Source organism: Brevundimonas sp., assembly GCF_029945885.1.
Lineage (GTDB): Bacteria > Pseudomonadota > Alphaproteobacteria > Caulobacterales > Caulobacteraceae > Brevundimonas.
Genome location: NZ_JAQSDK010000026.1, coordinates 140,756 through 153,252 on the forward strand (window position 1 = coordinate 140,756; position 12,497 = coordinate 153,252).

The window sequence follows — 12,497 nt, forward strand, 5'->3', positions numbered from 1 at the left end:
TCATCGCCGCCCACCGGGCCGGCAGACACCCAGAAGGACACGCCATGTCGACCGCCGCCGCCATCGCCAAAGATCTCAGCCATGAGACCGAAGACTTCTCCGACTTTGAAGCGCTCGGCCGCATCAAGAGCGCGCTCGATAACCTGACCAGCTCGGTCATGATGGTCGATCGGGATTTGATCGTCACCTATGTGAACGACAGCACCACGAAGCTGCTGAGAAGCGTCGCCCCCGCCATCCGGACCCTGTGGGCGAATTTCGATCCCGATCATATGATCGGGGTCTGTATCGATAATTTCCATCAGGACCCGTCGCATCAGCGTCGGCTGCTGGCTGACCCTTCCAGGATGCCCTACGAGACCGACATTCGTATTGCCGACCTGAAGATCCATCTCTGCGTCAATGCGACCTTTGATGAAGCGGGGGCTCACGTCGGCAACTCCCTCGAGTGGTCGAATGTTACGGAAGTGCGGGCCCAGGAAGCGCTGAACACCGACCTGGCCAACCAGATGGAGGCGATCAGCAAGGCCCAGGCCGTGATTGAGTTCCAGATGGACGGCACCATCGTGTCCGCCAATGCCAATTTCCTGACGACCATGGGCTATTCGCTGGAGGAGATCCGGGGCCAGCATCACAGTATGTTTGTCGATCCGTCCGAGCGCACTGGCCCTGAATACAAGGCGTTCTGGGACAAGCTGAACCGCGGTGAGCACGACACGCGCCAGTACAAGCGGATCGGCAAGGGCGGGCGCGAGGTTTGGATCCAGGCCAGCTACAATCCGATCTGCGATGCCAGCGGCAAGCCGATGAAGGTGATGAAATACGCATCGGACGTCACCCTGACCCGCAAGGTCGCGGAGCGGGTCAAGGAGATCTCCAACATCGTCTCCTCGGCCTCGTCGGAAATGCGGGCCACCGCCGAGTCGATGGCGCGCACCGCCGCCGAGGCTACGACCCAGGCCGCCGCCGTGGCCAACGCCGCCCAGGTCGCCTCCAGCAATGTGCAGACGGTGTCCGCCGCCGGTGAGGAACTGTCGGCCTCGATCTCCGAGATCGCCCGGCAGGTCGCGGAATCCACCAACATCACCCAGCGCGCGGTGAGCGAGACGGACACGACCAAGGCGGCGATCCAGACCCTGGCCGAAGCGGCCAAGAAGATCGGCAATGTGGTCACCCTGATCAACAACATCGCCGGCCAGACCAAGCTGCTGGCCCTGAACGCGACCATCGAGGCGGCCCGGGCCGGCGACGCCGGCAAGGGTTTCGCGGTCGTGGCCTCCGAGGTGAAGAGCCTCAGTGACCAGACGGCCAAGGCGACCCACGAGATTTCCTCGGAAGTCGCGGCCATGCAGGCGGCGACCAGCACCTCGGTCTCGGCCATCCAGGGCATCGCCGATACCATCGGCAAGGTGGCTGAAATCGCTGCGGCGATTGCCAGCGCCGTCGAGGAGCAGTCCGCCGCCACCGGCGAGATCTCGGCCAATGTGACCGAGGCCGCGGCCAGCACCCAGGAGGTGTCGTCCAACATCCAGGGACTGAACGAAGGGGTGGCCCAGACCAGCGCCGCCTCGGCCCAGCTGTTGACCGCCTCGGGCGAACTGGCCACCCAGGCGGAGGCCCTGAGCACCGAGGTCGACGGCCTGCTCTAGCCCCTGCAAACGGCCCATCCCGTGTTCTGACACGGGGTGGGACCCTGTCCCGCCAAGCCCGGCCCGGTCCATCGTCAGATGGGCCGGGCCGTCTTCGTTCGCGATGGCTTCGGTCGATGGGCCGGGCACCGGCGCGCTTCACGCGGCAACGAAAACGCCGCCCCGGCCTGGCCGGGGCGGCGTTTCTGTCGTGAGGGTGTCGGTGACCCGGGCAGACTGGCGCGGGTTTCATGCCATCAGGCTGTTTTGGCGAGATGAATCCCGGCCTTGCGATAGAGGCCGCGGATACCGGGGGTCGACTCGATGTCCGTGGTGACCCCGAGCACGGTCTCGGCGCTGCCGAGGAACAGGGCTCCGTCGGAGGGCATGGCGCGCGCCACCTGGTCGAGGATCTGGCGCTTGTGGGCCACATCGAAATAGATCAGCACATTGCGGCAGAAGATGACGTCGAACATGCCCAGGCCGGTCGTGCCCTGGAGCAGGTTGTGCGGCCGGAACTGGACCATCTGCTGCAGGACGCTGGAGACCTTCCAGCCGTCGGGAACCGGCTTGAACCATCGGGCCTGGCGCTCGGGCGAGAGGCCGCGCTTGACCTCGAAATCATTATAGACGCCGGCCCTGGCCTTCTCGATGATCGGCTCGGACATGTCCGTGGCGAGGATCTCCAGCTTCCAGCCGGCGAGCCGGGGGGCCATTTCCTGCAGGATCATGGCGACGGAATAGGGCTCCTGGCCACTGGAACAGGCTGCGCACCAGACCCTCAGGCTGCGCTGGGCCTGCCGCGACTCGATCAGGGGCGGCAAAACATTGATGGCCAGCTGCTCGAACGGGGTGGCGTCCCGAAAGAAATAGGATTCGTGAGTCGCCATGGCGTCCACGCAGCGCTGGATGAGCGGTTCGGGCGAACTGCTGCGGATAACCGCCAGCAGGGCCTCGACACTGGCCAGGCCTTCGGCGCGCGCGATCGGGCTCAGCCGACTGGCGACCAGATAGGCCTTTTCCGGGGTGACGACGAGGCCGGAGCGTTGCCGGATCAGACGACAGAAATGATCGAAGTCGGGGCCGGTCATGAGGTCATTCCAGAGATGCGTCGGACCCAGGGCCCGATTTGATTCAGAGGCAGGATTTGATCGGAAAGACCGGTCGTGGCGGCGGCCCCCGGCATGCCCCAGACGACGCTCGAGGCCTCGTCCTGAACGATGAAATGCCCGCCGGCCTGGACGAGGGCCTCGCACCCCCGGGCCCCGTCGGCCCCCATACCGGTCAGGATCACGCCCAGGACGCCCGAGCCGTAAACCTTGGCCACGGAGCGGAACATCGGGTCGACCGCAGGCCGGCAGAAATTCTCGGGCGGTTCCTGGTTCAGGCGCAGGATGGGATGGGCCCCGTCCCGGGCCACGACCATATGCCAGCCCCCGGGGGCGACATAGCAATGACCGGGCAGGATGCGCTCACCGTCCCGGGCCTCGGCACAGGGGCGGCCGCCGATACGGCTCAGTTGCTCCGCCAGCAGGGCGGTGAAGGTCGCCGGCATATGCTGGGTCAGCAGGATCGGTTGTTCGACTGCGCCGCGCAGGGATTCAAACACCTGCATCAGGGCCGGGGGGCCGCCGGTCGAGGAGCCGATGGCAATGATGTTGGGACGGCTTTTGATCGGACGGGCGCCGTGGGGTGGTACCGGTGTGGCGGGGCGGACGGCCGGGGCGGCCGGTGGCGGCACCGCATGGCCGACCGGCGGGATCGCCACGGCGGGGGCGACAACCACGGGGCGTCGCCGCGGGGCCAGGGCCCGCACCTTGGAGGCCAGTTCCCGCTGGAATTCCGCCGCCGAGCCCAGTCCGCTTTCCGGTTTGGCCACATAGTCGGCGGCCCCGAGATTGAGGGCGGTCAGGCTGATCTCGGCGTTTCGTCGGGTCAGGGTCGAGGCCATGATGACCCGCACCGCGGGATATCGCGCCACGATCTGTTTGAGGGCCGTCAGCCCGTCCATCACGGGCATCTCGATATCGAGAACCACCACGTCGATTGCCGAACGGCCCAGTTCGGTCAGGGCCAGTTCGCCATTGGCCGCCGTCGCGACGACGGTCAGGCCGTTTTCCGCCGAGAGATGGCGCGAGATCAGCCCGCGGACGACGGCCGAGTCATCGACGACCAGGATGCGGATTTCGGCGGCTGTAGCGGCGAGTTGCTGCATGGATTCTCGATCTCGACCGCACGGCAGGCGCGCGACCTTCTTCAGGGGCGGGGTGGGCCGGATCACGTCCGTGCCTACCCAATGGATGCGCGCGAATGATGAAGGGTGAGTTTAATGTCGTCTGTATTTATATAAGTAGTGTAACGAGTTTTTCTGGCGCTATGACGTTTTTGCAGTTATTGGGTTGCCCTTGAGGGGTGTGGGTGTTGCCCTTCAGGTGTAATGATAAGTCTTTGTGGCGCATTACTCTTTGTGGGTGATTGCGCGTCGCGGAAATATCGTCGACCTGGCCCCCGAATGGGGGGCTGACGGAAAGTGGATTTGGCTGTCGTGCATGCGAAATGGTGGGTGTCGCGCGGACGGTCGTCCCGTGGGCAGATCGCTGTTATCGCCGCCGCCTTGCTGATCAGCGGCTGCGTCTGGCTGGCCTTGCACCATGCGTTCCCCTCGCGAACAGCCTTTGGCCTGATCGCCCCCGTGATGGTTTTTGTCGTCATCCTGTGGGGGTTTTACACCGCCTTGGGGGTAATGGTGGCGGCTCCGCTGGTCGCCTTTGTCCTGATGAGCATCGCCCTGTTTTTGCAGCCGGTGGACGCCATCGGGATCGCGGTTGTGCTGCTGTCTTTCGGGGCCGCTGTGCTGGCGACCGACCGTTATGCCTGTCATCGTGAGGCCGGCAAAACGCTGCGGGAGCGTCAGCAGGCGATACTCGACGGGGTTCCGGCCGCCATCTTCCTGTTCGACGCCGCCGGAACGGTCAGACTTTTCAGCGCAACGGCGGAAAGGATGTTCGGCTGGAGGTCCGGGCAGATCATCGGGCACCCTGTCTGGCTTCTGTTCGCCCCGGAATCCCAGGAGATGATCAAGACCTGCCTGGCCTCGGCCTCCCGAACGGGCGAACCTGCGGGCTTCGGCCTTCCCCGTACCGCTGTTGGTCACAGACGGGACGGATCGATGTTCCAGGTCGAACTGTCTGTTTCGCCTCGCCGTTCGGTGCGTGAGCAGCTGTTCACCGGCTTTTGCCGGGATTTGAGCGAAAGTCAGGTGGCCCAGAACGAGTTGAAGATGCTGCAGAATCAACTGGCCCATCTGTCGAGACTGACGGTGATGGGGCAGCTGGCGACATCCCTGGCGCATGAGCTGAACCAGCCGCTGCTCGCCATCTCGAACTATGTCTCCGCGTCCACGCGCCTGATCCAGCAGAGTCCCCCGGATCTGGTCCTCGTTGATGATGCGCTGCGCGCCGCGGCGGCCCAGACGCTCAGGGCCGGCCAGATCATCATCGGGCTGCGGGGTCTTGTCTCCAAGACCGACGGCCGACGCCGATTGCAGACTCTCAAGCCCCTTGTCGACGAAGCGGCGATCCTGGCGGCGGCGGGCGGCCAGGTGGGCTGGCTGAGCATCAGTATTTCGTCTGACCTGCCCCCTGTCCTGGTCGACAGGGTCCAGATCCAGCAGGTCCTGCTCAATCTCATCCGCAATGGGGTTGAGGCGATGGAGGCGTCCGGGAGTGGGTTGAGAATGTGGATCGCCGCGCGATCAATCGCGGGCTTCGTCCAGGTTACCGTTTCCGACAACGGTCCGGGCGTCGCGCCGGACATCGCCGACAAACTGCTGCAGCCGTTTGTGTCGACCAAGGAGACGGGGCTGGGGATCGGACTTTCGATCTCGAAGGAGATTATTGAAGCCCATGGCGGCAAAATGTGGCTGGACCTTTCCGCGAGTCATGGTGCCGTATTCAAATTCACCCTCCCTGTAACCGGAGCCGATGATGTCACCGTCAGCGATTGAGCCCGTCGTCCAGGTGATTGACGATGACCCGGCGGTCCTGGCCTCCTTGCGGCTGCTCCTGATCAGCGCCGGGTTGCAGGTCGAGGCCTATGAGACTGCCGAGGCCTTCCTGGCGGTCGCCGCCGAGCTTCCTCCCGGCTGTATCATCACCGATATGCGCATGCCCGGGATGGGCGGGCTGGAGTTGATGGCAAGATTGAAGGCGATGGCTGTTCCCCATCCGGTCGTTGTGATTACCGGCCATGGCGATGTGGCCCTTGCCGTGGAGGCCATGAAGCAGGGAGCCGTCGACCTGCTGGAAAAGCCGTTTTCGGATATCGCCCTGTTGCGGTGTATCCGGGCGGCGATCGACAGCCAGAGCAGCGGAGCGGATCGGGATGCGGCCATCGTGGCCGCCCGGGAGGGCCTGGCCTCGCTGTCAGGGCGTGAGCGTGAGGTGGTGGACGGTCTGGTCCTGGGCAAGTCCAACAAGACGATCGCCCGGGACCTGGGTATCGGCCACCGGACCGTCGAGGAGTATCGCGCCAATGTCATGACCAAGATGAGGGTGCCGAATCTCTCAATGCTCGTTCAGGTTGTACTTCGCGCCGGGTCGGGGTCGAAGTAGAGCGGGTGCGTCAATTTGTACCCCGGAATTGTCCGGGGGCAGACCGACAGGTCGAATCTGCTAGCTAGGGTGGAGTTGCTGACTTCTACAGTTGATGGATTTCGCGCATGACCTACAGCGTTCTGACCGGTGAACAGATTCGCGCGGCGCGGGCGCTGGCAAGGCTTGAACAGAGCGAACTGGCCCGCGTCTCCGGTCTGAGTCTGCAGACGATCAAGCGGCTTGAGCGGTTCAGGGGACCGATCGAAACCACGACCCGGACGGTGAACGCCCTGATGACGGCCTTCCATCAGTCTGGCGTGGTGTTCGACCTTGAGGGCGGCGCGGGCCCGGGGCTGCGGTTGCGGGACCCGATCGTGGCCTATGGTGCCGCAGGCACCACGCAGGGCAACTGATGTGCGGCTACAGCCCACCTCCTGAATCCTGACCGACAGACCGCCGTCGGCGACGCTTTGCCGAGAGCCGGAAAGCCGAAGGCCTCTGCGCCGCCGGGAGACCAGGGTCTGCACGGTATGCTACAGATGACCGGCTGTTGTCTTGTGACGCCGAGGGGTCACGATGCCGGGGATCTTCAATCTCGTCCGCCGAACGATCGAAGGATCGGTCCTGTCCATTCTGGTCATTGCCGTCGTGGCGATGCTGGGAGCCTCGGAGACGATCAACATTCTGCTCGCCGAGCGAACGGTCCCGTCGACCCTGTTCCTGCTGGTGCTGGCGATCGTCCTCGCCGACCTGCTCGGCAAGCTCATCTCGATCGCCAGTTCGACCTTTCCTGACCTGATCCCGGCGCTCGATGATGATGATTTGAAACGCGCCTCCCTGATCCAGCGCCTGCGCCCGGGTCAGACGGTCGCCCTGTTGTCCGGGGCCTATTCGGCGCGACTGGTGATGTTCCTGGTCATCTTCGCGCTGATGGGAACAAGCTATGCCTTTGCGCCGAAAGCGGTGCAGCAGACGTTGTTCGGCGACTTTGGCGCGATGCAGGCGATTGAGACCTTCCTGCGTGAAGGGCTCGCAGGGTCGATCGGCTATTTTCTGTTCTTTCTCGGACCCGACCACCTGAAACCCATCACCAGTGCGATCATCGCGGAGCCGCTGGTCTCGTCGACGGTCAACGGCGACATCTTTCTGGTCGGTATCCGGATCTATGGGCTGGCCTTTGTTCTGGCCATCCTGCGGACCCTGGTGACGCCGATCACCTATCTGCGCGCGCGTCGCCGGGCGGCCCGCCTTCCCGCATCTGCGGCCAGCACCGACCCCTGGCAGAACGACCTTGCGCCGCCTGCGAACATCATGTGATCTGCGTTCAATGGGCCGGGGCCGGCTCGCCGGTTATGTCAGGCGCTCATCAAAGCACCGAGCTTCGGTCAATTTTAGTGTAGAGAATTGACCATGACCGGAGAGGCGGGAACGGTATCGATCATCGTTCCAACCTTCAATCGGTCGACGATGGTTGTCGAACTGATCAATTCAATACTGGTCCAGACCTGGCGTCCGATTGAAATCATCGTGGTTGATGACGGGTCGACCGACGACACCGCCGAAATCGTTGGAAATTGGCTGCCCGTCGAGGATCGCTGCCGGATCGTGCTGCTGAAGCAGGATAACGCCGGCCCCGCGTCGGCGAGAAATCGCGGCCTTCACCATGCGCGTGGCGAATTCATCCAGTTCGTCGATTCCGATGACCTGCTGCTGCCCCAGGCCGTTGAAGCACTGGTGAGGGCACTTCAGGCCAGTGGCCGAGCCTATTGTCTGGCGGAAATGTCCAACGCCGACGCGGCCGGAAATCCCTATGCCAATGACCGCGATGGCGTGCCGCGCCAGATCCCCGGCCGCTATATGGACAGCCGCTGGATGACGCATGGCGCGCTCTACCGGCGCTCGGCCATCGTCGCATCCGGTGCATTCAATGAGGACCTCCGTGTCGGCGAGGATTCTGAATTCCAGTGGCGGATGATGGCCGTCAACGGCAGGGCGCATATTCTTGCCGAGCGACTGGGCACGCGCAGACTGCATTCGCAGGGTCACCTCAGCATTGGCCTGTCGGCCGACGAGAAGGCCCGTTCGGTGCTGCGTGCGATTCTCGCCTTTCAGACCTGGGCCCACCGGGAAGGACGTTCGCAACAGATCGACGACCGGAGCTTCCCGTGGTCGCTGCTTGTCAGTGGTGCCCGACTGGGCAGCAAGGCGGACTGGGCCTCCAGGGATCTGGCGTTTGAGGCCATTGACCGGATGGGATCCGCCGGGCCGGACGTCAGGGCGATCGTCGCCACGCTGAGACGGTTGCCCATCCGGTCCGCATACTGGGCCGTGTGGTTGACCGGCTCCGTCGCCGGCCGCCTGCGGTCGATCCTGTGGGACCAGATGGCGATCCGGACCGGCGCTACGGCCGGGAACTCACGGTCCGGAGCGACCGGATCCCGCCGTATCCCGTCGGTTCAGAGGGCGACCACGCCGGAAGTGACGGGCGTCGCCCGGCCCTCCTGAACCAGGATGACGAGGTCACAGCCCTCGATTGCCGCGCCCCTGTGAGAGGCCAGAACAATCGTCAGGTCCGGACGCAGGGCGAAGATGGTCCGCATCAGGTCCGCCTCTGTTTCGGGATCGAGCGCGCTGGTCGGTTCGTCCAGCACCAGCAGCGACGGTCCGCCGTACAGGGCCCGGGCCAGTCCCAGACGCTGGCGCTGACCGCCGGAGAAGCGCACGCCGTGTTCGCCGACGATACTGTCGAGTCCCGCAGGCAGGCCGGCGATATGATCGGTCAGCTGGGCCTGGCCCAGGGCGGTCATGACCGCAGCATCATCAATGGCGCCATCGTCCAGTCCATAGGCGACGTTCCGGCGGATGGTGTCATCCAGCAAGGCGATATTCTGGGGCAGGTAGCCGATGCCCATCTGCCAGTCGGGTGAGTGCAGATCGATCGGCCGGCCATCCAGCCGCACCTGTCCGGCCGTCGGCGCGAGCAGGCCGACGAGGACATCAAGCAGGGTGCTCTTGCCGACGCCGCTGCGACCGACGATGCCCAGGGCGCTGCCACGCGGAATGCGCAGATTGATGTCGACCAGGGCGTCCGTGGCCGCCCCGGGGTAGGCGTAGCTGACGCCGTCGAGAACCAGTTCGCTGTCGAGCCGCCGCGACCCGTGTGCGGCCGGTGGACGCGGCAGGGGCCTCTCGCTGGCCAGTTCGTCGGCGACGTTCTCCATGGTCGGGCCGAAATAGCGCAGGCTCTGATAGCCGTTCATGATGCGGTTCGCCGAGGGTATCAGGCGGATCGCGGCCGTGGCGAACAGGGCGATCAGCGGCAGGGGTCCGCCACCGGAGGCGGACGGGGTCGCGAACATCACCAGGGCCGCGAGCCCGAGAATGGCGAGGAACTCCAGCCAGAGACGGGGCTGGGCCTGCATGGTCGCATGATGCTGGCCGGCCGCGGCACTGGCCGCATTATGGGCTTCGAACTGATCGAGAATGGCCGCTTCACGCCGGTACAGCTTGATCTGTTTCACACCGTCCAGGCCCTGCTGAAGGCTTTGCATCTTCAGCGTCTGATGATGCCGCAGTCGAATGCCCCAGACATCCAGCACCTTCTGCGTTCCGCGCAGAATGGCCCAGCCCGCCAGGGCGAGCAGCAGGGCGATGAGGATGCCGGCCAGGGGTGAAATCGCCACCAGCAAGACCATGACGCCGAACACCACCAGAAGCTCGGCGACCATGGTCAGCCCCTGATGAACGCCCAGCGCGGCATTGGCGGCCTCGGTGTTCGCGGTGTCCGCCAGATGGGTCGAGTTCCGCTTGAGGTGGAAGGCATAGGGGCTGCCGAGAAAGGTCGCGAACAGGCGCCGGGACAGGTCGGCCTGGAGGTCGTAACGGAATTTCGCCAGCCGGGCCGCGATCAGACCCTGACAGGCCAGCTTCAGCCCGAAGAACACAACCAGACCCACCATGGTGAGGCTGGTCAGCGTGCGCCGGTCGGGCAGGTCAACGGCCGGCAGCAAGGCCTCAAACGGGATGTTCCGGAAGGCCCCCGGGTCGCCCGACAGGATGCTGAAGACGGGAATGACCAGGCCGACGCCGACCATCTCGAGCAGCATGCCGATGACCAGCAGTCCGGACAGCAGCGCGGCGGCCGCCCGCTGGCGTCGGCCAAGGGCCTTCCAGATCGACAGAAATCCCGGGTTCATGGTCTGGATCGACCCCTAGTGTGCGGTCGTTCGGCGAATGTAGAAGGATCGCGGTTCATGATCGGGATCGAGGTGGGCACATTTCGACTTCATGAGCGAAAATCGCTCATGCATCATCATGTTTCCGCCGAGAAGAACCTCCCAGGAATCGTTGTGGGACATGAAGGTCTCGACGAGATACTGCTCGTTCCAGAAATACATTCGATCCGTCATCCACGAGTTCGGATAATCCCTCGGCGAAAACACGTCGTGGATATGGACGATGACCCCGGGGGCCAGTGAGGGCAGCACGTCCAGATATTCGAACAGCACATCGCCCTGGGGACGGATGACGTGGGAGGAGTCGATGAAGAGGATGTCGTTCCTCTCCAGCTGTCTGAACATCTCGAGAGGAACGGTCTCGACCGGCTGCCGCAGGACCCGAGCGCCGAGATCCTCCAGCCAGGCCGGGGCATAGGGGTCGATACAGACGTGGTCGCACCGGTAACCGGGCGATGCCTGCTCCAGATCGGTGATGGCGAGTCGGGCCACCTTGGTCGAATGACCGGAGCCGACTTCAATAATCCGGGCCGGTTTGAAATGTCCGATGACCTGCCGCCAGAGGTCCGCGTCGCCATGTTCGAACATGCCGTTGGCAAGGTGGAACTGACGCGGGTCCCCCGGGGCGGCCAGATGTTCGAATTCCGACCCGTCCGGAAAGGCTTCCAGCAGGGCGACCTGGCCGGCGAGATTGAAGTCGATCGCCGACAGGGTTCGCGCGGACCGACTCTTCTCCAGGAGGTCGGGGCGATAGAAGGGATCGTGGAAATGGTCGATCACCGGAAACACACCGGCCTTGACGAAGGCGGCCCGGGTCCGCGGAAAATGCCGGAGACGAAACCTCAGGCCGCGCGCCACCCAGGCCGGTGCCGGGACGCAGAATGCGATCATCATATCGATGATCCGGATCAGCCAGCTCATCGTCTCAATCCAAATACCATGTTGGCGTGATCATCCCCGTTGCCGATCTGACGTGCCTGCAGCGACGGCACAATGAAAGGTCAGGACCGGAGCCTGAAATCAACCGCCTTCGCCGGGGGCGGACGACATCGGGCGCTGGCCCGGACGTCGCAGGTTCACCGTCACGGTCGCGACCATGACCGCGAGACCGAGGAGCATGAGCCGCAAGCCCGTACCGCCCCTCGCATGCGGCGTTCCACGCAGGCTGCGGACCGTTCTCCAGGGGCCGACCAGCACATAGCTGACCAGCTGCCGCCCGGTCTGGGCCAGCCGGGCGGGCCAGGGCAGCGGCGGGGTGGTTTCGCGGTTCGCGGTGATGACGCCGACGGCGCAGTGGTACTGAAAGGTCAGGGCGGCGCGACCGTCGAGCGACAGGATGTGATCGACGACGGCGGCGGGGCAATGGCCGTAACGTCCGGCCGCGATCAGGCGAGGGATGGTCAGGTTGAGAAAGCCCCCGGCCCGGGTCAGTTCGCCGGCGAGGATGGCGCTGCGGCGGACCATGAGATTGGCGTTGGTCGGCGCGGGCGGCGCGGTTTCCGCCCCGGTCCACTGCTGGCCGAGGCCCGACAGAAACAGGGCGAAGGACCAGGGCGAGGTGCTGGTCAGATTATCGACCGCCCCGGAAAAGAGGTCGATGCCGGGCTGGTCATCGATCGCCTTGCGGTAGCTGTCGATCAGGCCGGGCAGGGGCCGGCAATGGTCCTCGGTGACGATAACCCAGTCGCCCGCTGCCTGCCGAAGGCCCTCCGTGACCAGGCCCTGGATGTCCGCCTGCGGAGCCGCGATGTGAAGCAGGCCGTCGCGGCTCTGGTCGATGAAGTCGGGAGATCCGTCGACGACGACGATCTGCACGCCTCCGGCGTCGGTCTGCGGTATCAGCTGATCGAGAAACCCGCATCCCGCGATACCCCCGGGTGCGGTGACAACAACGGAAATGGAGCCCATCGATTTGATCCCTGGTGGCCGGTCGCGCGCGACGATGGTCCTGACAGAGACGTATCGCCTCTGGTGGCCTGACGCAGAGGGTAACCCGCGCCCGGTGCCGTGGACAGTCAAACCTGCGACCGCCGGGACCC

11 protein-coding genes are annotated in these 12,497 nt (G+C 64.6%); 6 read left to right on the forward strand and 5 right to left on the reverse strand.

Features of this window, described 5'->3' with window-relative positions:
* Positions 1-44 precede the first annotated feature (44 nt).
* Positions 45-1,649: a PAS domain-containing methyl-accepting chemotaxis protein gene (locus tag PSV00_RS10520; RefSeq protein ID WP_300446859.1), complete on the forward strand. Its 1,605-nt coding sequence runs from the start codon at positions 45-47 to the stop codon at positions 1,647-1,649.
* 236 nt (positions 1,650-1,885) lie between these two features.
* Here PSV00_RS10520 and PSV00_RS10525 read toward each other — a convergent pair whose 3' ends face one another.
* Both PSV00_RS10525 and PSV00_RS10530 read right to left on the reverse strand, forming a co-directional pair.
* On the reverse strand, positions 1,886-2,719 hold the full coding sequence (locus PSV00_RS10525) for a protein-glutamate O-methyltransferase CheR (RefSeq protein ID WP_300446861.1): 834 nt from the start codon (positions 2,717-2,719) through the stop codon (positions 1,886-1,888).
* Entirely contained in the window at positions 2,716-3,843 is a 1,128-nt protein-coding gene (locus tag PSV00_RS10530; RefSeq protein ID WP_300446863.1) for a chemotaxis response regulator protein-glutamate methylesterase, read from the reverse strand. The genes PSV00_RS10525 and PSV00_RS10530 overlap by 4 nt, the downstream gene beginning before the upstream one ends.
* A gap of 330 nt (positions 3,844-4,173) precedes the next feature.
* On the opposite strand from PSV00_RS10530, the gene PSV00_RS10535 reads away from it, so the two are divergent.
* The 5 genes from PSV00_RS10535 to PSV00_RS10555 all read left to right on the forward strand — a co-directional run bounded on the left by PSV00_RS10535 (position 4,174) and on the right by PSV00_RS10555 (position 8,728).
* Positions 4,174-5,634: an ATP-binding protein gene (locus PSV00_RS10535; protein ID WP_300446915.1), complete on the forward strand. Its 1,461-nt coding sequence runs from the start codon at positions 4,174-4,176 to the stop codon at positions 5,632-5,634.
* Complete coding sequence (locus PSV00_RS10540) at positions 5,612-6,241, forward strand: response regulator (RefSeq protein ID WP_300446864.1); 630 nt, start codon at positions 5,612-5,614, stop codon at positions 6,239-6,241. Before PSV00_RS10535 ends, PSV00_RS10540 begins: the two co-directional genes overlap by 23 nt.
* A gap of 107 nt (positions 6,242-6,348) precedes the next feature.
* Positions 6,349-6,636, forward strand: coding sequence for a helix-turn-helix transcriptional regulator (locus PSV00_RS10545; RefSeq protein WP_300446866.1), 288 nt, complete (start codon positions 6,349-6,351; stop codon positions 6,634-6,636).
* A gap of 163 nt (positions 6,637-6,799) precedes the next feature.
* A complete protein-coding gene (locus PSV00_RS10550; protein ID WP_300446868.1) occupies positions 6,800-7,540 on the forward strand; it encodes a hypothetical protein in 741 nt (246 codons plus the stop codon).
* A 93-nt stretch (positions 7,541-7,633) separates the two neighbouring features.
* Entirely contained in the window at positions 7,634-8,728 is a 1,095-nt protein-coding gene (locus PSV00_RS10555) for a glycosyltransferase family A protein (protein ID WP_300446870.1), read from the forward strand.
* Here the strand turns inward: PSV00_RS10555 and PSV00_RS10560 are convergent.
* From PSV00_RS10560 to PSV00_RS10570, 3 genes are all read right to left on the reverse strand, one after another.
* Positions 8,680-10,419, reverse strand: coding sequence for an ABC transporter ATP-binding protein (locus PSV00_RS10560; RefSeq protein WP_300446872.1), 1,740 nt, complete (start codon positions 10,417-10,419; stop codon positions 8,680-8,682). The two genes, PSV00_RS10555 and PSV00_RS10560, sit on opposite strands and share 49 nt — an antisense overlap.
* Before the next feature lie 15 nt (positions 10,420-10,434).
* Complete coding sequence (locus tag PSV00_RS10565; RefSeq protein ID WP_300446874.1) at positions 10,435-11,379, reverse strand: class I SAM-dependent methyltransferase; 945 nt, start codon at positions 11,377-11,379, stop codon at positions 10,435-10,437.
* A gap of 99 nt (positions 11,380-11,478) precedes the next feature.
* Positions 11,479-12,366 carry a glycosyltransferase family A protein gene (locus PSV00_RS10570; protein ID WP_300446877.1) on the reverse strand — a complete coding sequence of 296 codons (888 nt, stop codon included), beginning with the start codon at positions 12,364-12,366 and terminating at the stop codon, positions 11,479-11,481.
* Positions 12,367-12,497: the final 131 nt, after the last annotated feature.

What these genes read in the sequence shown, in the direction of transcription:
- PSV00_RS10520 (WP_300446859.1), top strand. Translation starts at nt 45, where the DNA reads ATGTCGACCGCCGCCGCCATCGCCAAAGATCTCAGCCATGAGACCGAA.
- PSV00_RS10525 (WP_300446861.1), bottom strand. Translation starts at nt 2,719, where the DNA reads ATGACCGGCCCCGACTTCGATCATTTCTGTCGTCTGATCCGGCAACGC.
- PSV00_RS10530 (WP_300446863.1), bottom strand. Translation starts at nt 3,843, where the DNA reads ATGCAGCAACTCGCCGCTACAGCCGCCGAAATCCGCATCCTGGTCGTC.
- PSV00_RS10540 (WP_300446864.1), top strand. Translation starts at nt 5,612, where the DNA reads ATGATGTCACCGTCAGCGATTGAGCCCGTCGTCCAGGTGATTGACGAT.
- PSV00_RS10545 (WP_300446866.1), top strand. Translation starts at nt 6,349, where the DNA reads ATGACCTACAGCGTTCTGACCGGTGAACAGATTCGCGCGGCGCGGGCG.
- PSV00_RS10550 (WP_300446868.1), top strand. Translation starts at nt 6,800, where the DNA reads ATGCCGGGGATCTTCAATCTCGTCCGCCGAACGATCGAAGGATCGGTC.
- PSV00_RS10555 (WP_300446870.1), top strand. Translation starts at nt 7,634, where the DNA reads ATGACCGGAGAGGCGGGAACGGTATCGATCATCGTTCCAACCTTCAAT.
- PSV00_RS10560 (WP_300446872.1), bottom strand. Translation starts at nt 10,419, where the DNA reads ATGAACCCGGGATTTCTGTCGATCTGGAAGGCCCTTGGCCGACGCCAG.
- PSV00_RS10565 (WP_300446874.1), bottom strand. Translation starts at nt 11,379, where the DNA reads ATGAGCTGGCTGATCCGGATCATCGATATGATGATCGCATTCTGCGTC.
- PSV00_RS10570 (WP_300446877.1), bottom strand. Translation starts at nt 12,366, where the DNA reads ATGGGCTCCATTTCCGTTGTTGTCACCGCACCCGGGGGTATCGCGGGA.